The 24,776-nt window shown below is 37.8% G+C and carries 22 protein-coding genes and 2 riboswitches; of the genes, 4 read left to right on the plus strand and 18 right to left on the minus strand.

Going from position 1 to position 24,776, the window contains the following annotated elements:
- Positions 1–44: 44 nt before the first annotated feature.
- Both L323_RS37190 and L323_RS37195 read right to left on the minus strand, forming a co-directional pair.
- On the minus strand, positions 45–617 hold the full coding sequence (locus L323_RS37190) for a xanthine phosphoribosyltransferase (protein WP_014312743.1): 573 nt from the start codon (positions 615–617) through the stop codon (positions 45–47).
- Positions 618–800: 183 nt separating this feature from the next.
- A riboswitch (purine riboswitch) is annotated at positions 801–902 on the minus strand.
- A gap of 140 nt (positions 903–1,042) precedes the next feature.
- Positions 1,043–1,540, minus strand: coding sequence for a QueT transporter family protein (locus L323_RS37195; protein ID WP_020816760.1), 498 nt, complete (start codon positions 1,538–1,540; stop codon positions 1,043–1,045).
- Between the two features lie 319 nt (positions 1,541–1,859).
- On the opposite strand from L323_RS37195, the gene L323_RS37200 reads away from it, so the two are divergent.
- Entirely contained in the window at positions 1,860–3,260 is a 1,401-nt protein-coding gene (locus L323_RS37200) for an NAD(P)/FAD-dependent oxidoreductase (protein ID WP_020816761.1), read from the plus strand.
- Between the two features lie 68 nt (positions 3,261–3,328).
- Here the strand turns inward: L323_RS37200 and L323_RS37205 are convergent, their stop codons facing one another.
- The 4 genes from L323_RS37205 to L323_RS37220 form a co-directional block, all read right to left on the minus strand.
- Complete coding sequence (locus tag L323_RS37205; RefSeq protein ID WP_020816762.1) at positions 3,329–3,850, minus strand: peptidylprolyl isomerase; 522 nt, start codon at positions 3,848–3,850, stop codon at positions 3,329–3,331.
- A 39-nt stretch (positions 3,851–3,889) separates the two neighbouring features.
- Complete coding sequence (locus L323_RS37210) at positions 3,890–5,224, minus strand: hypothetical protein (RefSeq protein WP_242835325.1); 1,335 nt, start codon at positions 5,222–5,224, stop codon at positions 3,890–3,892.
- Between the two features lie 317 nt (positions 5,225–5,541).
- On the minus strand, positions 5,542–7,728 hold the full coding sequence (locus tag L323_RS37215; RefSeq protein WP_020816764.1) for a DNA gyrase/topoisomerase IV subunit A: 2,187 nt from the start codon (positions 7,726–7,728) through the stop codon (positions 5,542–5,544).
- A gap of 54 nt (positions 7,729–7,782) precedes the next feature.
- On the minus strand, positions 7,783–9,765 hold the full coding sequence (locus L323_RS37220; protein ID WP_020816765.1) for a DNA gyrase/topoisomerase IV subunit B: 1,983 nt from the start codon (positions 9,763–9,765) through the stop codon (positions 7,783–7,785).
- A 233-nt stretch (positions 9,766–9,998) separates the two neighbouring features.
- Between L323_RS37220 and L323_RS37225 the strand changes: the two genes are divergently transcribed.
- Entirely contained in the window at positions 9,999–10,589 is a 591-nt protein-coding gene (locus tag L323_RS37225) for a hypothetical protein (RefSeq protein ID WP_020816766.1), read from the plus strand.
- A 59-nt stretch (positions 10,590–10,648) separates the two neighbouring features.
- Here the strand turns inward: L323_RS37225 and L323_RS37230 are convergent, their stop codons facing one another.
- The 12 genes from L323_RS37230 to iorA form a co-directional block, all read right to left on the minus strand.
- A complete protein-coding gene (locus tag L323_RS37230) occupies positions 10,649–11,545 on the minus strand; it encodes a DUF4097 family beta strand repeat-containing protein (RefSeq protein ID WP_020816767.1) in 897 nt (298 codons plus the stop codon).
- A 49-nt stretch (positions 11,546–11,594) separates the two neighbouring features.
- On the minus strand, positions 11,595–12,119 hold the full coding sequence (locus L323_RS37235; protein ID WP_020816768.1) for a folate family ECF transporter S component: 525 nt from the start codon (positions 12,117–12,119) through the stop codon (positions 11,595–11,597).
- 89 nt (positions 12,120–12,208) lie between these two features.
- Positions 12,209–12,316, minus strand: a riboswitch (THF riboswitch).
- Positions 12,317–12,437: 121 nt separating this feature from the next.
- Positions 12,438–13,004 (minus strand): FMN-binding protein, encoded by a 567-nt coding sequence (locus tag L323_RS37240; protein WP_020816769.1) that lies wholly within the window; start codon positions 13,002–13,004, stop codon positions 12,438–12,440.
- An 83-nt stretch (positions 13,005–13,087) separates the two neighbouring features.
- On the minus strand, positions 13,088–13,345 hold the full coding sequence (locus L323_RS37245) for a DUF3243 domain-containing protein (RefSeq protein WP_020816770.1): 258 nt from the start codon (positions 13,343–13,345) through the stop codon (positions 13,088–13,090).
- Between the two features lie 175 nt (positions 13,346–13,520).
- On the minus strand, positions 13,521–15,473 hold the full coding sequence (locus L323_RS37250) for an S-layer homology domain-containing protein (protein ID WP_020816771.1): 1,953 nt from the start codon (positions 15,471–15,473) through the stop codon (positions 13,521–13,523).
- A gap of 26 nt (positions 15,474–15,499) precedes the next feature.
- Positions 15,500–16,678: an ABC transporter permease gene (locus tag L323_RS37255; RefSeq protein WP_020816772.1), complete on the minus strand. Its 1,179-nt coding sequence runs from the start codon at positions 16,676–16,678 to the stop codon at positions 15,500–15,502.
- The gene (locus L323_RS37260; protein WP_020816773.1) at positions 16,679–17,356 is read right to left on the minus strand and encodes an ABC transporter ATP-binding protein; all 678 of its coding nucleotides are present in this window, start codon (positions 17,354–17,356) and stop codon (positions 16,679–16,681) included.
- Positions 17,357–17,401: 45 nt separating this feature from the next.
- Positions 17,402–19,339: an efflux RND transporter periplasmic adaptor subunit gene (locus L323_RS37265; protein WP_020816774.1), complete on the minus strand. Its 1,938-nt coding sequence runs from the start codon at positions 19,337–19,339 to the stop codon at positions 17,402–17,404.
- Positions 19,340–19,517: 178 nt separating this feature from the next.
- Positions 19,518–20,759, minus strand: coding sequence for a phenylacetate--CoA ligase family protein (locus L323_RS37270; protein WP_020816775.1), 1,242 nt, complete (start codon positions 20,757–20,759; stop codon positions 19,518–19,520).
- A gap of 76 nt (positions 20,760–20,835) precedes the next feature.
- Positions 20,836–21,297, minus strand: a complete 462-nt coding sequence (locus L323_RS37275) for a methylglyoxal synthase (RefSeq protein ID WP_020816776.1) — start codon at positions 21,295–21,297, stop codon at positions 20,836–20,838.
- 54 nt (positions 21,298–21,351) lie between these two features.
- Entirely contained in the window at positions 21,352–21,957 is a 606-nt protein-coding gene (locus L323_RS37280; RefSeq protein ID WP_020816777.1) for an indolepyruvate oxidoreductase subunit beta, read from the minus strand.
- Entirely contained in the window at positions 21,950–23,743 is a 1,794-nt protein-coding gene (gene iorA, locus L323_RS37285; RefSeq protein ID WP_020816778.1) for an indolepyruvate ferredoxin oxidoreductase subunit alpha, read from the minus strand. Before iorA ends, L323_RS37280 begins: the two co-directional genes overlap by 8 nt.
- A 221-nt stretch (positions 23,744–23,964) precedes the next feature.
- Here iorA and L323_RS37290 point away from each other — a divergent pair, with 221 nt between their 5' ends.
- Entirely contained in the window at positions 23,965–24,306 is a 342-nt protein-coding gene (locus L323_RS37290; protein WP_020816779.1) for a P-II family nitrogen regulator, read from the plus strand.
- 211 nt (positions 24,307–24,517) lie between these two features.
- Positions 24,518–24,733 (plus strand): DUF1653 domain-containing protein, encoded by a 216-nt coding sequence (locus L323_RS37295; RefSeq protein ID WP_020816780.1) that lies wholly within the window; start codon positions 24,518–24,520, stop codon positions 24,731–24,733.
- Positions 24,734–24,776: the final 43 nt, after the last annotated feature.

Below are 24,776 nucleotides of genomic sequence, written 5' to 3' on the forward strand. Positions count from 1 at the left end.
ATTATATATTTTAAATGTTTCAATATTTAAGAAACATCAAATAACTAATCTGCAAAACTCAGCTTTCCATTTTCCATACTACTGATAATTGCAAGAGACTTAACATCAAAGCCCTTTTCTCTTAACAGTTTCCCGCCATCCTGAAAGCCTTTTTCGATAGCTATTCCTATGCCCCCAAGCTTTGCTCCCGATTGTTCTACTATATGGGCAAGTCCCAAAGCAGCCTTTCCGTTAGCCAGAAAGTCATCGATTATTAAAATGGTATCTTCTGAATTTATATAGTTTTTTGAAACCCGAATTGTATAAGTTTTTCCCTTGGTAAAGGAAAAAACCTCACTAAGATAAGCATCACTGTCCAGATTTCTGGATTCTGTTTTCTTTGCGAAAATTACAGGAACATTGAAATATTGTGCTGCAATACATGCAATCCCAATACCCGATGCTTCTATAGTAAGAATTTTAGTGATATTTTTATGGGCAAACTGATTGTAAAATTCCTTGCCCATCTCATTGAAAAGAGCTACGTCCATTTGATGATTCAGAAATGAATCCACCTTTAATATGTCGTTTCCAATTACTCTTCCGTCTTTTAATATCCTCTGCTTTAAGAGTTCCATCTTATCCTCCGGTAATATAAATGTCATTAATCGCAGTAATATCCATACCTTCACAAAATGATACCAAGTCCCGCACTTGGCAGAATAAGATACCATAAGTATTTAAACATTACGGACTTACGTCATAAATCTAAAAAACTCCCAATCAGAGATTGGGAGTTCAAAATCTTATGACAAAGTGCGATGTCTAAGATGAACACCCGTAGCAAAGCCATTTACGGCGGCTTCGTAGAAACTGTCGGACCATATTACCGAAAATATACGGGATACTTTTCCTTAATTTAATTTTATATTTAATAAAATAAAAAATCAATTGTTTGGAAAATATCTGTATTTAAATTTTTTAATTAAACAAAGCTAATAGTATTTCGACAAAATTATTTTATATTAGACAAAAGAAAAAATCAAGACAAATGTGAACATTTTTAAGAAATACCTTTAAAAAGTTCGTTTAATTTTTTTGTTCTCTCAATAAGTAGCATTAATGGAAATCCTAGGACATAGCAAGCCAGTATCTGTCCCAATCCTACGGATAGCATAGCAGCAAACAAAGGCATGTCGTAAAGGATACTAAGCATAATTCCGACTGCAACAGCATTTACCAGTACCGCGGGAAGTGGTGCCAACAATTTACGTTTGGGCTTGTTATAGGTAAATTTATAAGTAAGGTAAGCTGCAAGCAAAGACGAAAGACTCCCTATAACCACGTCCCATATTCCGTTTCCTCCCAGTATATTTGCCAGAATACAGCCTACAAACAGTCCGGGTATAGCTACTGGCGTAAAATACGGAAGCACCGTAAGCGCTTCAGCAAGCCTGCTTTGAAGGGGCTGAAAACTTGTGACATAAAAAAGCATTGTAAGAACTAAATATACGGCTGCTATCATTGCTGCCACCGTTAATCTTCTGATATTTCTATTCATTTTAACCTCCATTGCCGTGACAAGGTTCCTAAAAAGCCTTTATACAAAACAAAATACTGCCCTGCATTTAAGCAGGCAGCGTCGCCATAGTTTTGTTTTTAGACAGGATGGTCACGAACTGTCTTTTTAATTTGTGTAAAGTATATCACTTTTAATATTGTAATTCAAACATTTAAACTAAAGTTACATAATTATAATTTTCCATTTACTATTCTTTTTATGTAATATATAATGTATAATTTGGGTAGACAATCTACCAGCTACCAGACATTTTTTATGTAAAATAAAAAATTTGACATTTTGTATATGGAGGGTTTACATGAACAATTCAATGTACGACGTTGTAATAATCGGTTCTGGTATATCCGGTATCTTTGCCGGCTATGAACTGACAAAACAAAATCCCCAACTCAAGGTAGTAATGATTGAACAGGGACATGATATTACTAAAAGAACCTGCCCGATTGTTGCTAATAGGACAAAGGACTGTATACGCTGTAAAACATGCGATATAATGCGTGGTTTCGGTGGTGCAGGAGCATATTCCGACGGTAAATTCAACTTTACAACTGCTTTCGGCGGGTGGCTGAATGATTATCTGCCTGATGACGAAGTTATGAATCTTATAAATTATGTTGACAATGTTAATGTTGAATTTGGAGCTACGAAGGAAATGTTCTCCACATATACTGATGAAGCGAAGGCTATTGAAAAGAGAGCATTGGAAAATGACCTTCATCTTTTACAGGCATCAGTAAAGCACCTTGGTACTGAAAACAACCTTGAAATACTTAAAAGATTGTACAATTACCTTCTGGAACGTCTTGAACTTATGTGCAATACACAGGTTCTGAACATCGAACCCTGCAAGGACGGCGGTTATGCTGTAGAGTTACATGATGGACAAACCATTAATTGTAAGTATCTTATTGCAGCACCCGGAAGATCTGGCGCTGAGTGGTTTTCACAACAATGTAAAAGGTTAAAGCTTGACCTTATTAATAATCAGGTTGATATCGGAGTAAGAGTTGAACTGCCTGCAAAGGTATTTGAACACATTACCGATGTTGTATACGAATCTAAGCTTGTTTACAGGACAAAGCAATACGGTGACCTTGTGCGTACCTTCTGCATGAATCCTTACGGACATGTTGTTTCAGAGAATGTTGACGGAATCGTAACTGTTAACGGACACAGCTATACTGATCCAAAGCTGAGAAGTGAGAATACAAACTTTGCACTTCTGGTTAGCAACAGGTTTACATCACCGTTTAATGAGCCTTACCAATACGGTAAGAGAATTGCCTCTCTTTCAAATATGCTTGGAGGAGGAGTACTGGTACAAAGGTTTGGGGATTTAATCAAGGGTGCAAGAACAAACCCTCACAGACTCGGTCAGAGCTTCACTCACCCGACGTTAAATGCAACCCCGGGAGATTTGAGCCTTGTATTAACCAAGAGACATCTGGACAATATCATTGAGATGATTTATGCTCTTGACAAAATTGCTCCGGGTACAGCAAATTATGATACACTCCTTTATGGTGTAGAGGTTAAATTCTACAGTTCAAGACTTCAGCTGACTAATGAACTTGAAACCAAGCTCCCGAATATGTTTGCCGTTGGCGACGGTGCCGGTATAACAAGAGGTCTCTCACAAGCCAGTGCCAGCGGAGTTCTGGCAGCAAGAACAATTATAAACAGAATCAGTAATTCTTAATATATAAGCAAAAAGCACTTTGTGTCAGTCAAATACATGATACAAGGTGCTTTCTTTTATTTAACAGTTTATACTTTTTCAGGCTCCGGGTACTCTACACCGAAAGTTTCAACAGTAACCATCTTCATTACCTGTGGTTCTTTAGGCTTGTCATTGTAGTCCGTCTTTGCGCTTACTATTCTGTCAGCTTCTTCAATTCCCTCTATTATCTTACCAAATGCAGCATATTGACCGTCAAGGTGAGGTGATTTTTCAACCATTATAAAGAACTGTGATCCGGCAGAATCAGGTACCATTGTTCTTGCCATGGAAAGAACTCCCTTGTCATGCTTTAAATCATTTTTGAATCCGTTTGATGAGAATTCTCCCTTAATGCTGTAATCAGGGCCGCCCATTCCTGTTCCCTCCGGGTCTCCTCCCTGTATCATAAAGCCTGGTATAACCCTGTGAAATATAACTCCATTATAAAAACCTTTATTTATAAGAGAAATAAAGTTATTAACGGTATTGGGAGCAATTTCAGGATACAGTTCGGCCTTCATAGTATTCCCGTTTTCCAATTCAAATGTAACAATAGGATTTTTGTTCATATTCAGTATTCCTTCCAAAATATATATTTTTTGCTATACTTATTTTATAGTTTTATCCACTGTTGTCAAGTATATTCTATTGTGCCATAATTCTAAACTATTCTTTATAAGAAAAGTCAGATACCGAACTCCTGGTGCCGCCAGTATGAATATGAAAATCATTTGAAAATCACGGTACCTGGATTGAATTTCTAAAATGGAATATACTCCGAAATTGGCAAGAACAATTAATAAAATAGGAATAAACCCTTTTGTGGACTCACTTTTTTTGATTCCTATCAAAACCCCTATTACCGCCATAAAAAATATGAAACAATAAAAAACCTTTTCCAGTTTTAAGATTCTTATTTTAAAGTTCTCATATACAATATGCTTTCCTAGAAATGTTATACCGCTTTCATTTAGGTATTTAAAACCCCAATCAATTGAATTATCCATATTTACCCACATCTTTTCATGCTTTTTAATCATTAAATCCTTTATCTTTTCATGATTTGGCAGCCTTTCTTTTATAATTCTTAATGCTACTTGATTTCTGGCTGTACTATCTTTAATTGAAATCAGTTTTACGGCATCCTCGTTAGAATAACAGCCCGTAGTATCAGAGTTTAATCCCACCACTATTTTATATAGTGGAAAATTGTTGCTAAGACCGTTCGGATTCACTCCTGAAATTTGCGTTGCCACGGACATACCTTTTCCCAAAAGCATATAAACAGTCACAAAACCTAAAATCCCTACAGCTGTCTTTATCTTAATTTTTTTATCGGTATTTTTGTGCAATAATTCTATCATCGAACAAATAACAAATGCAGCAACTACTACAATTCCCTGAGGACGCAAGGCATTTCCAACAGCAATCATTACAGCTGCCAATACAGTATTCCCTATTGTGTTGGCTTTTTTGAAAACATACAGGTAAATTCCCAGTAATATAAAGAAATTTGAAACATGCTGGTTTGTTAACACAGAACATAAGAAAAATGTAGCAGGATAAAAAAGGTAAATTATTGAAATGAATCTCGCGCACTTATCTCCAACTAGCTTGTCTGAAATCATATATATCAGGACATTAACACCCGCTATAAACAAACAGTTGCAAATTTTAAGACCTATAATATTGCACCCAAGTTTAAGAAGAAACCCATAATATAAGACAATCCCCGTTTGATATGACCACAAGCTGAAATATTTTGTATTCGAGAAAGAAAAATCACCCTGAGCAAATTTTATTGCTGCATTATAAATCAATTTAAAATCCGATTGTGGAATTGCATTATAACGAACCGCAACAAAGCCTTTTAGGCAGAAAGCAATAATAAACAATAACATTACAAATATTCTTTTGCCTGCCTTTAATCTGTATATAACCAAAAACGCGCCTATACAAAAAAGCTCTAGAGGAAAAATATAGACTGCAGCTTTGTTTTGTATTAAATAAACAAAATTCCAAACTGATGTGATTAACAGATACACTAAGCTGAATACTATTACTGTTTTTTCTGTGATTTTTTGTAACATATATCGTAACCTTTCAATTATGATAAAATTGTAATTAATTACTTGTTTTACCATTATTGCATCAGTTTGCTATATATGTCAATTATGTAATGTACTCTTAAATAAAACTCCATATCATTGTAATAAAACAAAAAAGTATCTAACAATTTGTCAGATACTTTTTTTATATATTATTCTAAATCCAGACTCATCTGATTTTCAGTCTTATCTTCTTCTTTAATGTAGCACCCTATCGCCGGGATATTTTTTGTTCTGTAGTAATCAATATTAGATAATCCCATTTCATCCAGTGTTTTTATGCTTGTCATAATACTGCCCTTTTTTGAAGTAAGAATCTGAACTCCCTGTGAGTTTTTTGTTGTTTTTATACTAATACTTCCCGTATCAAATACAAGGACCTTATTAATGCTGCTTATGGCAATCAACTCAATATCCTCCGTTACAAAGAACATTCTTATAAGCGGTGAGCCATTATAGTAAGCATTCGCAAGCTTTTTCCTGTTTGTCTTGGTGGCGTACCCAGACAAATCAATTTTTGCACCCTTGCCGTTTTCATAGAAGAACAGCATATAACCCTCGTAATTATCCGTTGCAGTAATATATATTATTTTTTCATCACTATCCAGACCAAGGAGGTTCGTAAGATATTCTCCCAGACTGCTTGCCTTACAGTCTGGAATTTCATAAATCTTTGATTTATAAACGTTATATTTATTGGTGAACAGGAGTAAATCCGCCTTATTATGAGTCTCTATCTCCTGAACTATTGTATCTTCATCCTTTAACTTATGCTCCGGATTTGCCCTTAAAGAAACCAATGGTATCTTTTTTAGGTAGTTCTGCTCCGTAAGAAATACCTTTAAGTTGTAGTCTTCTATAAAATGCTCTGTAGTAATTTCTTCTACTTGCTCATCGCTTATGATTTCGGTACGCCTTGGTTTACCGTACTTTTTAGCTATTTCGCTAAGCTGCTTTTGGATAATCTTTTTTACTTTCTTATCGTTTCCGTGAATATCTTTTAATTCTGCTATCTCCTTTGTGAGATTGTCCGTCTCGCCTACCCTGTTGAGTATATATTCCTTGTTAAGATTTCTCAGCTTAATTTCCGCTATGTAATCAGCCTGTATCTGGTCTATTTCAAAGCCGGTCATCAAATTCGGTACAACCATAGCTTCCTGTTCAGTTTTTCTAATTATTTCAATTGCCTTGTCAATGTCTAAAAGTATCTTTTTGAGACCCATTAACAAATGAAGTTTGTCACTCTTTTTCTGTATATCATATAATATCTGGCGTTTCATACAGTCAACTCTGAAAGACAGCCATTCATTCAAAATAGTCCTGACACCCATTACCCTTGGCCTGCCGTTTATAAGAATGTTGAAATTACAATTAAAGCTGTCCTGCAGCGGAGTAAGCTTGAAAAGCTTTTTCATCAGCATGTCCGGGTCAGTATTCTTTCTGAGATCAAGGGTCAGCTTAAGACCACTTAAATCTGTTTCATCCCTGACGTCAGTTACTTCCCTGATTTTTCCACCCTTTATCAGCTCTATTATCTGGTCGATAATAGCTTCAACCGTTGTTGTATAAGGTATTTCAACAATTTCAATACAATTGTTTACCTTATCGTAATTATATTTTGCACGAACCTTGAAGCTCCCTCTTCCGTTGTTGTATATATCCCTTATTTCCTTTGCGGAATATATCAGTTGGCCTCCGGTAGAAAAATCAGGAGCTTGAAGATAATCTTCGATAACTATATTTTCATCATCAATAAGTGCTGATGTTGTTTTGCATATTTCTTCAAGATTGAAACTGCAGATATTGCTGGCCATTCCAACAGCTATACCCTGATTTGAATTCACCAGAATACTTGGAAAAGTAGTTGGCAGCAAAACAGGCTCTTTCATTGTTCCGTCATAGTTGTCAACAAAATCAACAGTGTTTTTATCAATATCTTTAAAAATTTCTTCACATATCTTATCAAGCTTTGCTTCGGTATACCTTGGTGCTGCAAACTTCATATCCCTTGAATATTGTTTTCCGAAATTTCCTTTAGAATCTACAAACGGATGAAGCAAAGCATTATTACCTCTGGTCATTCTTACCATTGTCTCATAAATCGCCATATCTCCATGAGGATTCAGTTTCATGGTTTGCCCTACAATGTTGGAAGACTTGGTTTTTGCTCCCGTCAAAAGGGACATCTTATACATGGTATAAAGAAGTTTCCTGTGGGAAGGTTTAAAACCGTCGATTTCAGGTATGGCTCTGGAAACTATAACACTCATTGCATAAGGCATATAGTTACTTTCCAGAGTTTCTGTGATATTTTGTTCAACCAGATTTTTATGAGTCATTTTTTGCCTCTTTCCTTTATTCCGATATATTTAAAGTGCAGTGATTTTGTTTTTTTAGCTCACATCTATCATATCAAGATATTTGCTGCCATTATCCTCTATAAACTGCTTTCTGCCTGCCAGATTGTCTCCCAACAGTACGTCAAACATCATAGTAGTTTTCTCTACATCACTTGGCATTACCTTTATCAACCGTCTTGAAGCAGGGTTCATAGTTGTCTGCCACATCATTTCCGGCTCATTTTCTCCAAGTCCTTTTGAACGCTGGATTGTATATTTGTTGCCTTCAAGCTTTGCCAGAATTTCCGCCTTTTCCTTTTCCGTATATGCAAAGTAGGATTTATTTTTACAGGTTATCTCAAACAAAGGTGACTCGGCTATAAATACTTTTCCTTCAGTTAAAAGTGTAGGGACAAGTCTATAAAGCATAGTCAATATAAGAGTTCTGATTTGGAAGCCGTCCACATCCGCATCAGTGCATATAATTACCTTGTCCCACCTGAGATTTGCCAGGTCGAAGGTGTTTAAATCCTTGTTATGCTTTGATTTGATTTCAACACCACAGCCCAATACCTTGAGAAGGTCTACAATTATTTCACTCTTAAAGATACTGTCATATTCAGCTTTAAGACAATTCAAAATTTTTCCCCTTACAGGCATAATCCCCTGAAATTCTGCGTCTCTTCCAAGTTTGCAGGCTCCCAGAGCTGAATCACCCTCAACTATATAGATTTCTCTTTTGGTTATGTCCTTTGTACGGCAGTCAACAAATTTCTTTACCCTGTTGGAAATGTCTACATTGCCGCTAAGCTTCTTTTTTATATTGATTCTGGTCTTTTCGGCGGTTTCCCTGCTCCTTTTGTTAACCAGAATCTGCTCTATAATTTTATCACTCTCAATCTTATTTTCTATAAAGTAAATCTCCAGTTGCTGCTTGAGGAAGTCCGTCATAGCTTCCTGAATAAACTTGTTGGTTATAGATTTCTTTGTCTGATTCTCATAGCTGGTTATTGTTGAAAAAGAATTAACAACCAGTATAAGACTGTCCTCAATGTCTGCAAAGGTTATTTTTGACTCATCCTTATTATACTTTCCCCTTGCCTTTATGGACTTGTCAATTTCGTATATCAATGCATTTTTCACAGCCTTGTCCGGTGCACCTCCGTATTCAAGGAAGCTCGAATTATGATAGTACTCCAGAAGGTTTGTCTGGTTGTTGAAACAGAAGGCAAACTGCATCTTTACCTTGTATTCCTGCTTGTCCTCTCTGTCCCTGCCCTTTGCAGCACCTTCATAATACTGAATTTCAGTAAAACCTGTATCTTTTGTTATTTCTTTTACATAGTCAACTATTCCGTTTTCATAGAGGTATATAAAGGTTTCCCCTGATACTTCATCTTTTAGAATAAATTTAAGCCCTGCATTGACTACTGCCTGTTTTTTTAATACCGTCTGATAATGTTCCAGAGGGATATCTATTTCAGTGAAAACATCTATATCCGGTCTCCATTTTTGAATGGTAGACGTTTTGTCATATTTACATTTCTCTTTTTTAAGCCCTCCGACATTTTCACCCTTTTCAAAGTGAAGGTCGTATCTGTATCCGTCACGGAAAACTGTAACATCAAAATATTCCGAGCTGTATTGGGTTGCACATGCTCCAAGTCCGTTTAATCCAAGACTATACTCATAGTTTTCGCCGGAGTTGTTCTGGTACTTTCCTCCTGCGTACAGTTCGCAATAAACCAGCTCCCAATTGAAACGTTCCTCTTTTGTGTTGTAATCTACAGGCAAACCTCTTCCCCAGTCCTGAACCATTATTGATTTGTCTGCAAACCTTGTAACTTCTATAACATTGCCATGGCCTTCTCTGGCCTCATCTATTGAGTTTGACAAAATTTCAAAGAAAGAATGTTCACAGCCGTCCAACCCGTCCGAACCGAATATAACACCCGGGCGAAGCCTTACCCTGTCAGCTCCTTTGAGTGATGAAATACTCTCATTCCCATATTCATTCTTTCTATTATCCTTTGTCATTTGTAAAACCTCCATAAAATACTTGTATAATCATCCACCTAAACATTATTTATCAAACTTGTGTTCTCTGTCAAGTGTTATAAACTAACTTTAACGCTGTACGGTGTATTATACCGACTTAAAAATAAAATATTTATGACAAGAAACAAACTTTATAATATAATATTTCTACGGGTAAAATTGGTACAATTTTCCGTAACTTTTTAAGCAAATTGAAGTCGGAGGAAAATAATATGAAACTAAGAATAACTGATAAAGACCTTGCGGAACTTACAGTTGAACAAAAACAAAATCTCTGTGATTTATGGCTTCCCCAGGCGTACGATGTTGCAGTTGCCAATGTTTGTGTAGATGCCGCTGAGGAAAAATACAATCAGATTACATTTGTTATCGGAGGACTCAACATAACCAAGCGTAATGATATTATTCTCTACGATATGAAGTTTTTGCCTGATAATCTTTTTACAATGCCAGCTGAAAATAATTCGCAGAGCGATACAGATACGGATACAGAACATCCTGATGATAGCCTGAATGACGATTTTGCAGAGGATTTCTCCATAGATGAAGATTTCAGTTTTGAACTTCAAAGGCCTGAATCCTTTAACAAAGAGGATTGTCTTCCTCTTCTGGATATAGGTCAAATGATTGATATTCTTGAGCGAAAAAATTTCGGAGATTGCGAATTTTCCCTTTCAGTTGCATTTGATGACAAAACCTTTGACATGGGAAAAAATGCTTCTTTAACTGAAATGTATTCCGGTGATAGTAATAATTGCGAACTATGTGATATTTTATGGCATTCGCTAAAGGCAGTCCTATAAGGGAGTATTTATAACAAAGCCGTTCATACCTTTTACTCAGTGCTATGAACGGCTTCTATTTATTCTTTTTCAACTTCTGTGTTTCCAACACCTGTACTTAGCTCAACCTCCGGGCCGCCCCCGTTTATGTCTCCGTTAAAGCTATTTTTGACTTTTTCATCTGAATCTACAAAGAAACCAGATAAATGTCCGAGACCGGTTTCTGCATTAAGAGACATCTTTGTATTTTCAGGCACTTTCAATCTAACATTTCCAACTCCTGTTGAGGCAGTAAAGGAGGTAACTTTGTCTATATCTCCGTCAAAATCTACATTGCCCGTACCCGTTTCCAGTGTTGTTTCTCCTGTTGCCGAAACGCTATCAAGGTCAATGTTTCCGGCTCCAGTATTGGCAGATATCTTGGCAGATATGCCTTTGATATCAATATTGCCCGCTCCTGTTTCTGTATTTAATTCCTTTAGTCCTTCTGGAACCGACACAATAAAATTAACACTACACTTCAAAAGGCCTAATTCGTGTTTATTCCAATCCCAAAAATCATTACCGGCTTTTGTCTTCAATACAACATTTAAGTTTTTCCCATCTCTTTCCAAAAGTACGTCCATACTGCGAAATACGTCTTTTATTTGTTGAGAAGATACTCCTCTTATCTTTTTTTCAATTTCGACAACAAGTTTGGTATCGTCAGACTTTTTAATTGTTATGTTTCCGGCATTATTGCTAATGTTAAGAACTTCTCCGGTTCCAATTTCCTCAGTAATTTTATTGTTGCCCTCTTCAGACTCACTTCTGACAGCTTCTTCAGTAACAAGGTTGTCACCCTTTTTGTCAACTTGATCATTTGCCTTGAATATAGTATAGTCCTTACCGTTTATCCTTACACCACAACCGGCTGTCAGAAAAAGCATACTAACTACTGATAAAATTGCAATAGATGAAAAAAACTTCTTATTCAAATTCCCCATCAACTCCTAAATATCGTTTATAATAAATACGTAATAACTTTTAAAAAGTCTTATTGAATATTAAAGTATTTTTTACTGTAGACTCAATTGCACGCCATACATAATATATAAAAAACGTTTGTATTGGCAGCATTATTAAATCTTTTACGATTCTTGCACTTAATATGGCAAATGCTGCCTTGTTTGTAATAATTACCAACCAGATTGTGTTAAGTACAAGGGATGTTGAAATTATTACTGTAAGGACTGCAAAAAAGCATCTTTTTATTGTTATCTTCTTTTGATATAGGATGAACCCGTACAAAAACCCTGATACAAAAGCGCTTAATGTGAACCCCGGGAAGTAGGCTCCTCCTTTGGGAAAAATTAACATACCGAAGATATCTGCTATCGCAGCTGTCACACCTGCTGTATAAGGGCCAAGTATAATTGCCGATAAGGCTAGAGGGATAAAGTCCAATGATATTCTGTTAATTGGAGTCTGAATAGATAAAAATCTTGTAGTGATAATTTCGATGGCAATAAAAAGACTTGCCAAAACCATTTTTTTGACATTTCCGTACACTATGTATACCTCCTTTTAATGTGAGGGACAAAATAAAAAGCCCCTTAAAAATAGTAGAAGCCACACAAAAGAGGTATTCCCTTTTTGGTGGCAGCGGAATGCGAAATTTGTACCGCAAACAATAAAACCTATTGTTTTTCGTCCGAAAGGCAACTTCCCGTCCTTCCGGCACTTGACGCACAAAAATCTACTCTGCCAGTTTTTATGGTCTTATTTTAACTCCTTTTAATATAAAAATGCAATATGCATAATTATACAATAATACCATAAAAAAAATCCGGGAATATATACATGTTTATATGCCCGGATTTTTTTGTTTTATTTCTTTGCTTTATCAAGTGCTCTTTGTGCTGCTATTGTCCAATTCTTTGTTGTTGTTGTCGCACTTGCAATGGTATCAACCTGTGCACTTTGTTTTTGAACCATATTTTTTGCCATTGTCTCTTTAAACTCTTTAAGATTAGGATACTGTTTTCCATTATGAACTTTACCGTCAAACAAGGCGTAATCAACTTCTGCCTTACCATCCTTGGTCAATCTTTTCAGTGATACATCAGAAATCTTTCCGTTCTTAACCGTAACCATAGCTTCTTCCTGTCCATTTTCCCATGCATCACCTTTTGCAGAATAGGTTCCATCTTTATAGCTTCCTGCCTGAGCTGACTTTGAGGGAGTAGCTGTTGACGCTGATGGAGATGTTTTAGAAGGTGATGGAGATGTTTTTGCAGGTGATGTCGGCGCAGTCATAGTAGGTGATGTTGTGGTCGGCGTCTTTAAAGTCGGTGACGGTGAAGTTGTTGAAGGTCCCGGTGTAGTGGCCTTATTACATGCTGCCATACTTAAAACTAAACCTAATGTTATAACTAATGCAAAAATCTTTTTCATAAAAAGTTTCCTCCTATATATTGTTTTAATTTATATATAATCCTTTTGTAAAGGATCATAAGGCTTTATTCAAAATAATCTTACTAATCGCTTTTTACCAATTTTACAATCATATTGGCAAGTGTCTTTTTTTCTTCATCATCTCCTACTTTCCACAGTTCTTTCAAAACCCGTTGATGAACATTGTCCGGGTCAACAACTGCATTAAGTACGTTCCCGACCCTATATGCAATACTGTCAACTGCCCGTTCCGACATGCCTGCTGCCTCTGCTGTATTCACTACCTTTCCCAGGCTGGATTTCCATTTCTCCCATTCAGAAGTATCTGAATCAGAATGCATTCTTTCACCTCCAAGATATTGTTGATATTATTATTAGTCAAATCAACAAATATATACAATTTTTCCATGGAAAATTTTTTTCTTATTTTCTCCATAAAAAAGATGTAACCCTTAGCCATAATTGCTCAGGGTTACATCTTCAGATTTAAATATAATTATTGAGTTTTTTATTAATCTATTTCATGCTTATAACCATTGTCTGAACCCTTCCCCCATTGTTGAGAGGCCTGTCACAGTAAAGCTTCACAGACGTATAGGATGCATTTGTCCCAGTGACAACGTCAGCTACTTTTTTTACAGAAATATTGCCGGCATAATCTACTAAATAAACTGTCATTTCGGGACTGAACATATAAACCCAGTTATTAATCATAATACGCTTGCTGTCCACAGCCTGAACGAACCAGCCCAGAGCATCAGGGTCTTTAATTTGTGCAAATGAATTTATACTGGTATTATACATTTTCATTTTAAAAACTGCTCCAACAGTTGCTCCCGGTATTTCAGCCTGAGTTGTATATGTGTACTTATTTGAACCTGATAATAAAGTGTAGGTGTATGAATTTACCCTTCCGTCAGGAACCTGTATTTTCTGAACTACACAGTTTTTATACTGTTCATCAAAGACATCGTTTATAAGCATTATATTTACATCCGAAAAATCACCTGTAGTTCCTATATACTGTACCTTTCCGGCTCTGAGTATACCGTTTGGAATATCATTTAAATTTACCAGTCTCACTGTAGAATCAGTGTAATTAAATATTTTTATGTTATCTGCAGCATAGCCCTGATTAATCTTCTTTTCGTATTTATCTATCGTAACATCGGTTGGAGTCATATAAGTAAGGTTCATCAGGGTTATGGTATCTTCCGTAACAGCCGAATATTTTATCAACTTCCATTTGTATTGTCCGGGGTCCTCTTTTACCTTGTAAGTCTTTGTTGTTCCGTCTACTAGCATTAAATCCACAGTATAATAAATCTTTCCGTAGTCCGCCGCATCTTTTGATACCACTGTTGAGGTGTTTTCAACAAATGCGTAATCCTTATTATCTGAATTGTCGGTATAATATGCTTCAACTACTTTACCGTCATATCCCAGTACTGCGGATATAGTATCGCCTACCTTAAAGGCCCCTTTTGAAGAATTGAAACTGCTTAGGTTTGCATAATCTCCAAGCTGATATTCTATATTATTTATTTTTATGGATTTGGGTGCATATTTGCTTGGCAGTATGCTTGTAATCTGTCCGTCAACTTTGTTATCTAAAACAAGGTAATAAATAAGTACATTTAGCTTGTTATATACGGGATAGACAACATCCTTGTCCTTTATATCGTTTAAAGTTATGGATTCTCCGATAGTACTTGTTGCAGGAGTAACTGAATTGTTTACAGTATTTCGTAATACAGGTAAACTTGTATTAAAAGTTATACTTCCCAGTTTCTTTGAGCTTGGCTTAAAATTAAATGCAACCTCCGGTTTTCCATATGTAAGGTTACTCTGATCATCAGCAAGTCCTACGGTGTCTTTAAGGGTTTTATCGCTGTCTCCGGGGTTTACTTTCTTTATGTAAGTATTCATCATTCTGTCAATAACTACTATTGCGGTAGTTACCGGAACTGAATCCCCGCTTTTCAGAGTAAATCCTTTGGTAATACCAAGGTTTTCTGCTTTCTCTATATATCCCCCGGGCCACCCTCCTACAATGTCGCTGTCCGTGTATCCCAAAGCCCTGATAACCGCAGTACATAATTGGGCCAATGTCAGTGCATTATTGGGTCTGAAGCTTCCATCAGCCAATGCAGACATATAGCCCTTTTTAATTGATGCATTTATATATCCGCAGTAAGCCGATTTAGTTGATACATCGGCAAATGTTGATGAGCCGGCCAATGATTTAGCCATATCATTGTTGCCTGTGGCATTTACAATTATTTTTGAGAATATTGCTCTTGATATATTCCCCGTTGTCTTGAAATCCGAATCAGTGACCACTCCCAATGATTTAAGTTCATTGAAAGAATCCTTCCAGACAGTCTGGGAAGGTGTGTTTGCTGCAAATGCAATTGTTGATAAAGTTATAATAAAAGCCAGTGTTAATGCTAGTATCTTTTTGAACATTTTTTAACCTCCTGTTAAGTTTTTTCCTATTCAAATCTAAGGGCTTCTATGGGGTTAAGTCTGGCAGCTTTGTACGCGGGAAACATTCCGAATATAACACCGACTCCCAGTGATATACCAAAAGAAAGCATCATCCAGAAGGGTGAATATACCGGGGTGGTTATATTGAACCCTCCGATTATAAACCGTATACAGAATAACCCGATTAAAATCCCCAAGGCTCCGCCAATACCTGTTATCATAACTGCCTCTATCAAAAACTGTATCATGATATTTTTACGTTTGGCCCCTATTGCTTTTCTAATACCTATCTCTCTGGTTCTTTCTGTAACCGAAACCAACATTATGTTCATGATTCCGATTCCACCAACTATAAGAGAAATAGCTGCTATACCTCCAAGTACGACCATAAGTGTATCTGTAATTGAATTCAGAGTGGACAGCATCTGTGCCTGATTGGTTACTGTAAATGCATCTGTACTGCCGTAAATTCCTGTCAGGTATACATTAAGCTTCGCCATGGCGGTATCCACAGTGTCAGCATCGGCAGCCTGTACCGTAAAGTTTGATATTCTGCTGTTTTTGCTTAATCTTTGTGCAACTGTAACCGGAATGATTACCTGATCGTCACTTGAAGAATCCTGTCCCCCGTCAATCTGCTGAAGTATACCTACTACTTTGAACACCTGACCGTTTATTTTCAGTGTCTGACCTACAGGATTCTGTCCCTCAAACAGGTCATTGGCAACAGCCGTTCCTATTACTGCCGTTTTCAGCTTATAATCATTGTCAAAAGATAAAATAAAACGTCCCGACTGTACGTGTCTGCTCCTTATATATTCATACTCTTCACTGGTTCCAATCACCGTTGAATTTCTGCTTTTTGTCCCTGCCTTCAGGGTCATACTGCCGTTTACAACCGGAGCTATCATACTGATATCATTGGAATTTCCATCTGCAAAAGTTTTAAGCTCGTCATAGGTTATATTTCTGTTGCTGTTTCTTCCGGTAATATTTATTGATATTAGGTTGCTGCCCAGTCCCTCAATTGAATCCGTTATGCTTTTTGTACTTCCCTGGGCAAATGCTACAGCGGTTATAACGGAGCCGACACCTATTATTACTCCCAGCATTGTAAGAAATGATCTGACCTTATTGCCGGATATACTTTTCAAGGCCATTTTATAGGCTTGAAAGAAGCCCATCTACACCGCCTCCTTATCCTCGGTAATCATGCCATCCTGAATTTTTATAATTCTTTGAGCCTGAGCAGCTATATTATTATCGTGGGTTATCAGCACAATTGTATTTCCCTTTTTGTGAAGTTCATGTAAGGTTTTCATAATTTCCGTACCTGATTTGGTATCAAGGTTTCCGGTAGGTTCGTCCGCCAGAATCAGGGGTGGATCGCTGACAAGTGCACGTGCTATTGCAACCCTTTGCTGCTGACCTCCTGACAATTCATTTGGTGTGTGGTAAATTCTATCTCCCAATCCCACCATCTCTAATGCCTCTACGCTTCTTCTATGTCTTTCCTTGTGACCTATACCCTGATAGATTAATGGAAGTTCCACATTTTCAATCGCCGTAAGTTTTTTTAGAAGGTTGAAGCCCTGAAAAATAAAGCCTATTTTCTTGTTCCTTATTTCAGCAAGCTGACTGTCGTTCAGCTTGCTGACCTCATGCCCGTCTAAAACATAATTTCCAGTTGTAGGCACATCCAGACAGCCCAGCATATTCATCAATGTAGACTTGCCTGACCCGGACGGGCCTACAATTGCAACAAATTCGTGTTTAAAAATGTGCAGTGAAACATTGTTGAGTGCATATATGGAATTTTCTCCCATCTCATATATTTTACACATATTGGATATTTGTATCATTACTTTTTAGCCCTCCAATGCCTGCAGCAGCAGGCCGGTTTTTGTCTAGTTTCCTCCTATCGGTTGTCTACTGCCGGAATTACCTCCCGAATTATTTACTCCGGGATTATTACCTGGTGCATTGCCGCCGGAATTATTTGTTCCTGAGCTACCGCTGCCTGAAGTTTTGTTTGTACTTCTGTTACTACTTCCACCTCCGGAGCTTCCTCCCATAGGTCGGTTCATTCCGCCCATACCTCCGAAACCTCCAAAACCAAAACCTCCCTGAGTACTGGTATTTCCGGTTACAGTGTTTGTAACTAACGGAGGAAGCACAACTATTTCTCCTTCTTCAAGTCCGCTTTTTATTTCAACAAATTCATCATTATTCAATCCCACTTCTATTTGCTTCATGACAGTATCCTTGTAATACTCCTGATTCTGCATAAATCCTGCAGACATTCTGGTTCTTCCCGTGCCGCCCGCACCATTTTTATTACTGCTACGGTCAAATTCTCCTGTACCGCTCCGATTACCCTCCGTGCCCCTGCTTTCCGAATCGGACTGCCCTTCTTCACCGTCTGACATTACTCTCACAAAGGACCTGTCTCCCATTTTAGTTACCGCTTCAAGGGGAATCCTAAGTGCATTTTCCGACTTATTCAATATAATACTTGCATTAGCATTCATTCCGGCAAGAAGATTCTTGGTTTCATTTACTTTTATAGTAACATCGTAGGTAGCTACTCCATTTGATGAAGTGCCTTCCATTGCCCTGCCTATGACTTCCCCGCTAAGAGGTTGTTCTGATGTTTCCGGCAGCGCGTCTACTGTGACAGTTGCCTTCTGGCCAACTTTTATTTTCGATATATCAAGTTCGTCTATTGAAATAACGAACTGCATTTGATTAAAGTCACGTATACTAATTAGGGTATCGCCTGATTTTACACTGTCTCCCGTTTTATATGCCAGAACCGTAACGGTACCGTCTATTGACGAGATGATTTTATAGTCCTCCAGCTGCTTTTGTGCGGCATCCAGCTGATTTTGGAGATCCTGCAACTTGAGACTGTCAGTTTTGGAAGTCAATTGCAATTGGTCATTTTCAATTCTCACCAGTAAGTCACCTTTTTTTACAAACTGGTTTTCCTTAACATTTACTGCCGCCAAAGTTCCTTGTGCCTGTGCTTTCACCGTTTCCCTGCTTGCGTAGGAAAATCTGCTTTCTTCTTTTGAGCTTACCTCTGTACCGTTAGTGAGCTTGAAATCAACACTGCTGGCCATTGATTCATCTGTTAAAGTTCCCGGATTATTTACTGTAACTATCACATCTCTTACCATTCCCCCTGTGGATGCTGTATGAGTGTTGTCACCGATTTCAGTAATTACACCGCTTATGGTATCTGTGAATTGCTGCAGATTAACCTTGACCGACTGTCCTATTTTTACATATGGAATGTTTGCTGTACTTAAGGGAACGGATAATTTAAGCTTTGAAGTATCTGTGATTGTAAAAAGACTCATTCCATTATTTACATTGTCTCCCTTTACTGCTGAAACTCCGGTTACCTTACCGCTAAATGGTGCAGTAACCGCCATATTTGAATAGTTTTTTGATGTATTGCTTTCGCTCAACTGTTGCTGTTCAATAGAATTCTGGATTTTCTGAATCTGAAGCTTTGCGTCCGTATCATCCATTTCATAAAGCAGATCACCTTTTTTTACGGTATCCCCTACTTTTTTATATGACTTGATTATTTTGCCCTGAACATTTGACATAACATCTGATGTACTGGCAGACTCAATTGTTCCTGACCCTGAAAGACTTACCTCGATATTACCTCTGGTTACTTGTGTAGTCCTTTTTGCCGATGCTGTTGTACTCTTTGATTCTCTTTGTCTTACTACAAGGAATATACCCACTGCTACAGCCAAAACAACCACCAGTGATATCACAAGTGTTATAATTTTCTTACGACTCCACTTTTTAGTACCTTTCCCCATTAAATCCACCTCTTCAAAATAAGTAAAATACATAACTCTTTTATTAAAATACTATTAAATTTTTATGTTTTCCCTGTGTTTGAATTGTGAACAAACTGTAAATGGTTCAAATTGCTAGAAATATATAAAAAAAGACAGTCTGCTTATTAAAGCAAACTGCCTGTTTTCTATAATTTATTTAACTATGTCTGTAGTCAATAATTCTCTTACTCTTTTTTTCGCTTCTGGGAAGGCTGCCAATGCGACTGGCCTCGGCTATAATATGTATTCCGATTCTTTTTTTGAATAAGTCAACGATGTTGGATTCAATTTCCTCACGTTCGGTATCACCATCGGAATTATATTCAACCTTTAGAGTCATAACATCCTTTCCGTTCAAATGGTCAATAATAATCTGGTACTCACTGCTTGCTCCGTCAACATCCTTTAGTATCTCATCAATCTGGCCGGGATAGATGTTTACTCCTTTTACCTTAACCATATCATCAGTACGACCGATAATCCTGTCAATACGTGGATATTCCAGACCGCACTCACATTTACCCGGAATAATTCTGGTCAAGTCTCTTGTTCTGTATCTCAACAGCGGTGCTCCCTCTTTTCGAAGAGTGGTTATTACCAGCTCACCAACCTCTCCCACCGGGAGAACCTCCTCAGTTACAGGGTCAATTATTTCAAAGTAAAGGTAATCATCGTAATAATGCATCCCGTCGTGGCAAGGACAGTCAATAGCTATACCCGGACCATAAATCTCTGTAAGGCCGTAAATATCATATATATCAATGTTAAGCTCATTTTTTATACGCTGTCTCATTTTTTCTCCCCAGCGTTCTGAACCAATAATACCTTTCCTTAAATGAATATCAGAGCCTATTTCTCTTTTTTCAACCTCTTCCGCCAGTACAAGTGCATACGATGATGTTCCTATAATAACTGTAGATTTTAAATCCACCATCATCTGGAGCTGTTTGTCAGTATTGCCTGGGCCCATGGGAACAGCCATTGCGCCAAGTCTTTCAACGCCTGCCTGAAAACCTATACCCGCTGTCCACAGTCCATAGCCCGGTGTAATCTGAACCCTGTCAACGGGTGTAACTCCTGCTATACTAAAGCTTCTTGACATCATTTCTGCCCAATCTGAGACATCCTGCGCAGTGTAAGGTATGATTATCGGCTTACCTGTGGTTCCGGATGACGAATGTATTCTGATAATCTGTTCATCGGGTACCGACTGTAATCCAAGGGGATAGGCATCTCTAAGTTCTTCCTTTACAGTAAAAGGAAGATTTTTTATTTGTTCAAGGGACTTTATATCATCAATGTTTACACCGTTTTTTTGAAATTTATCCTTGTAAAAGGGACTGTTTTGGCTTATGTTTACCAGTATTTTTTTCAAAAGTTCAAACTGGTCTATTCTCATCTTAACTCATCTCTTCTCTTTATTTTTTCTTTATTATACAGATTTTTGCATTTATTGTCTATGGATTTTGATAAAATCAGAGACCTCCGAAATGCTCCTTCCTTAAGCGGCTGTAGTAATCCACCACATTCCTTTCATAGTCGTCTTCCATCAGGTTTGAAGTCAGGAGAAAATCAGCAGTTGACTGATTCATAGCAACCGGAATATCATACAAAACGGCTATTCTGAGCAGTGCCTTTACATCAGGATCATGTGGCTGTGAAGTAAGTGGATCCCAGAAGAATATCATAAAGTCCACTTCACCATTGGCAATGCATGCGCCTATCTGCTGGTCGCCTCCAAGAGGCCCGCTTTTAAACTTCTTAACCGGCAATCCTGTGTTTTCGGTAATCATTTTTGCTGTTGTTCCCGTTCCGCATAAAAAATGCCTGCAAAGTATGTCTGACTTGATTTTTGCCCAGCTAATCAAGTCTTCTTTTCTGTTATCATGTGCTATTAACGCTATGTGTTTCTGCTTGCCAAGTTTATTTGTGCTCATGGTTTTTCCCCCTGTAATTGTACGTTTAATTGTGTGATTTATGTTATGTGGTTTTCAGGCTTTTTGTATTAACTCAACAGTTGCTGCATATCCCATTTCAAAGGCCTTCTGGTTCAGCTCTCTGAATTTTCGGGGAACATTCTCAATAATGGCATCAAGGATTATTTCTCTTGTAAAGGGCATTTTACCTACAGCTGTGGCAGCTCCCAGCAAAACTACATTTACAGCTTTTACATTACCTGCCTTTTCCGCCAAAGAATACCCGTCTACAAAATAGACATCATGTGAATTGTCTTTTATATATTTGATTATTTCTTCATTATCATAGTGAGAGTTTCCAAGAGACGCCGACACAGGCTTTATTACCTGTGTATTTACTATACAACATCCTTTTTTTGAAAGTCTCGGAATACTTCGTGCGGCTTCTGCAAGCTCGAATGCTATAATCATATCGGCTCCCCCCAATGGGATTACAGAGCCGGATTTTTCGCTGTCTATACGTACATGACTGACAACACATCCGCCTCTTTGAGACATTCCTATAGTTTCAGCAGTTCTTGCAAAACAGCCCTGATTTATAGCTGCCGCGGCTATAAGCCTTGAAGCAAGCACTGTTCCCTGTCCTCCGACACCGGATATCAATATATCAAATTTACTCATTTTCTTCACCTCCTATGGCATTAAACGGACATACATTTGTACATAGCCCGCAGCCGTAGCAAAGGGACGGTTCTATACTGACTTTGCCGTCAATAAACGATATGGCAGGACAGCCAATGTCAGTAATACATTTTTTGCAATTTTTACAGTTCTTTTTAACGGTGTATTTTACAGGCGGCTTGAAAAGAGCAATACAAGGAGCTTCAAAGATTACTACTGAAGGGCCTTTGTATTCTGCCGCTTTTTTGATTATTTCTACAGCACTGCTAAAATCAAGTGGATCTCCCTTAACAATGTGTCCGACACCGCAGGCCTTCACCATTCCGTAGATATCTATTTTTTCAGATATGTTGTTCATCATTGTTTTTCCTGTTCCGGGGTGCGGCTGATGGCCTGTCATAGCGGTAGTACTGTTATCCAATATGACCACTGTAATATCGGTATTATTATAAACTGCATTTATAATGCCCGGTATTCCTGTGTGGAAAAATGTGGAATCACCAATAAATGCTATGTGCTTTGCTTCCGGCTGAGCTCTTTTAATTCCTTGTGCCACAGTAATTCCAGCACCCATGCAAAGGCAGGTATCTACCATATCCAACGGCTTTGCATTTCCAAGAGTATAACAACCTATATCACCTGTAAATACTGCCTTTTGGCCTTTCATCGCCATTTTGACAGCATAGAAGGAAGCTCTGTGGGGACATCCTGCACAAAGTACTGGCTGCCGTACAGGAAGTTCAGGAGTTGTCGTATTTTCAATTTTTTCTGTTTCAATATTGAGATATTTTGCAAGTGCCTCGCAGACCAATTCAAAGGTATACTCTCCTGCAAACGGCAGATGCCCGGTCTTTTTACCAAGTATCCTTGTATCCAGCTGTTTTGATGCACAAAGCATGGTTATTTCCTCTTCAACAACTGGGTCAAGCTCTTCGAACACAAGAACTTCATCAAGACCATTAAGGAAAACTTCTGCCATTTCTTTTGGCAAGGGGTAAGGAGTTCCCACTTTAAACAGCTTTACATTGGCATTTAATTTTTCCAGGGCCTCGACCACATATGAATATGCAACTCCCGACGCAGCAACACCAAGTTTTACATCTTTTCCTTCGACCTTGTTAAAACTTATGCCTGAAAAAATGTCACTGAGCTTATGTTGAAGTAATTCGATATGAATATGCTTCTTGTAAGCAAGGCTTGGAAATATAACCCACCTCGGGTCTTTCACGAACCCTTCAACCTTGTGGTAAAGTCTTTTTTCATCTATATCTATAGTTGCACAGGAATGACATACCCTTGTAGTAGGTCTCAAAAATACAGGAAGCTCCACCATTTCTGACAATTCAAAAGCATATTGTATCATTTCATATGCTTCTTCAGGCGATGATGGGTCAAGTACAGGAAGATTTGAATATCTTGCAAAATGCCTTGTATCCTGCTCAGTCTGGGATGAAAAAGGCCCCGGGTCATCAGCAACCAGTACTACCATACCGCCCTTTACTCCAATATATGCCAGACTCATAAGCGGGTCAGATGCAACATTCAATCCCACCTGCTTCATGGTTACCATGGTTCTGGCACCGGAATATGCCGCTCCTGCAGCCACTTCCATGGCAGATTTTTCATTTACAGACCATTCAACATATATATCACCGGGATTATTACGGGCTACTGTTTCAAGTACCTCTGTAGAAGGGGTTCCGGGGTACCCTGTTACAATATTTACCCCTGCTCTTATAGCACCAAGGGCTATGGCCTCGTTACCCATAAGTAGTTTCTTAGACATTTTACCTCCCCTGAGCCAAAACGGCTCAAAAACTAATTTGTTAGAAAAATTATATCATATATCCTGCGGAATTCGCAAAATTTCGTCAAATATCCGCTTAAAATCAAATATTCCTAATTAATTTAAAATTTCCTTTAAAAGTTAATATTTTTATATAATGGGTACATACAGTAATATTAGTATTCATTTATACCGATAATACATAAAGGGAGGGTATTCTTATGAAGATGATAGTTGCAATTGTAAGGCCGGAGGCCTTTGAAGATGTAAAGCAGGCACTGTTTAATGCAAAGGTAGCAAAAATGACAGTAAGCCATGTAAAAGGCTGCGGGCAACAGATGGGATACACCGAAAGCTACCGCGGAACAGTTACGGAAGTAAATCTTTTGAACAAAATCAGATTTGAAATCTGCGTAAATGACGACTATGTTAAACCTACCGTAGATGCCATAATGGAAACTGCTAGAAGCGGAAACATCGGGGACGGTAAAATTTTTGTACTTCCCATCGAAGAATGTTATCGTATCAGGACAGGAGAAGAAGGCTCCGATGCTATCGGATAGGATAGTACCGCGAAAGTATCATATTTAATTTATGGGACAGGTGCCTGTTTAAGCATCTGTCCCATAAGTCGTATTTTATTTTTATTGGAGAATAACCTTACATTCTTTGATGAAAACCATGAGGAAATTTTAAAAAGTTAGTTACGAAAGATTACGAGGTAGCTACGATGGTGTTTTGAAAAACCTTTTATTAAGTTACTGGAGGACATTCATGAATAGAATAAAGATTGGAAGATACAGACACTTCAAAGGGAATGAATACAGAGTGCTTTATACAGCCAGGCATAGTGAAACGTTGGAGGAAATGGTTGTTTACCAGGCTCTTTACGGGGATTTAGGAATATGGGTCAGACCTGCTGCAATGTGGAACGAAATAATTGAAAGGGATGGTTTCACTTTCAGAAGGTTTGAGTATATTGGAGAATAAAACACAAATCCATCAAGGTTATATATAACGAAAAAAATCCGAC

It is taken from the genome of Ruminiclostridium papyrosolvens C7, from assembly GCF_000421965.1.
In the GTDB taxonomy this organism is placed as follows: Bacteria; Bacillota; Clostridia; order Acetivibrionales; family DSM-1351; genus Ruminiclostridium; species Ruminiclostridium papyrosolvens_A.